Origin of the sequence: Pseudoflavonifractor sp. 524-17 (assembly GCF_009935845.1) — a bacterium.
GTDB lineage: Bacteria > Bacillota > Clostridia > Oscillospirales > Oscillospiraceae > Pseudoflavonifractor_A.
Genome location: NZ_QWEK01000128.1, coordinates 1 through 1,210, shown reverse-complemented (window position 1 = coordinate 1,210; position 1,210 = coordinate 1). Strand labels below are relative to the sequence as shown.

The following is a 1,210-nucleotide window of genomic DNA, read 5'->3' as shown; positions in this document are numbered from 1 at the left end:
TTATTCTGTCTGTTCGGAGGTTTCCTTTCGGTTTAAGCCTGTCCACAAAACAGGGGCTTGCTTTTTATTTTAACACCCTATTGTCTACAAAACGGGGTTTCCTTTAGCGTACCAGAAGGGTGTCTTTTTTCAATAACGTGTCCACGCTATTGGGTACATTATACTTTGGAATCATACAGGACGAGGAAGGTTGAAGCCCTTCTATTTTTTTGCCCTTCTATGCCTACGGCGAATCGGGTAACGTGGTGCATTCCTCTATTGGGGCGCGTGGTGAACAAGGCGGGGTTGCGCGGGGAGCAGGACAGAGAACCATCATAAAATGAAAGAATCCTTGTGCAGTGAAGTGCCATACAGGGATTCTTCTATTCTTCAAACAGTTTTGCCACAGGAACCCCCAGCGTATCAGCAATCGTAAACAGGGTTTCCATGGATACGCCAAAAGCGCGGGTTGGACTTTCAATCTTTTTCAGATACGACCAGGAAATACCGACCTTATCAGCAAAAGCTTCTTGCGTCAGCCCCGCTAACTTACGGTAATAATGTACCTTTTATCCTGGATGACGTATGCGAACGCCAAGGGCTACGAGCGCCTTGTTGGACAACTGTCGGCCCGTGCTACCCATGGCTGAAAAGAAGCGGCTGAACCTCTCGTTCTCCATGGCCTCACCCCTCCAGCGGGAGGCGTGGAAACAGCTGTGCGCCACGCCGTCTGCCGGAGGTATGAGCAGAAATCTCTCCTGGAGGCGGTCCGCCAGATCGTCCGGGAGGAGCTGCATAACGTGGAAGTGATCTCAGCAAAAGAAAAACAGAGCAGCCGCAGGCTGGGGACGTGGATGAGAACGTCCTTGGCTTTCTGCTGTCTCTACAAAACGATAGAGGTGAAGCATAATCTGATTCGCTATTTTGATATGTTCGCGGGGAGCGGCGGATTTCGGGCTGGGTTGGACTGCGCAGGGGGCTTTCAGTGTGTGGGCCACTGCGAGATCGACAAATACGCTGACGCCAGCTACCGCGCCATCCACAACATCAGAGAGGAGGAGAAATACTATCCAGACGCCAGAACCATTGACCCAGACTGCCACCGCAGGCGGCATGGGCGGCAAAACTGGCTTGTATTTCATAGACCTGTGCATATGGTGTGTCCCAACTCCATTCTACCAGAGGCCTGCAAATCATGCCTCTTTTTCTTTTTGCGAAACTTATTCTACCT

General features: G+C 51.0%; 1 protein-coding gene and 1 pseudogene. One reads left to right on the top strand and one right to left on the bottom strand.

From position 1 onward, the window contains the following. Positions 1-362 precede the first annotated feature (362 nt). Positions 363-527 (bottom strand): annotated as a pseudogene (locus tag D1159_RS19935) (helix-turn-helix transcriptional regulator); the annotation flags it as partial. A 156-nt stretch (positions 528-683) separates the two neighbouring features. Here D1159_RS19935 and D1159_RS18905 point away from each other — a divergent pair. Then, positions 684-1,210: DNA cytosine methyltransferase (locus D1159_RS18905; RefSeq protein ID WP_347563740.1), on the top strand; the 527-nt coding region annotated here is incomplete at its 3' end.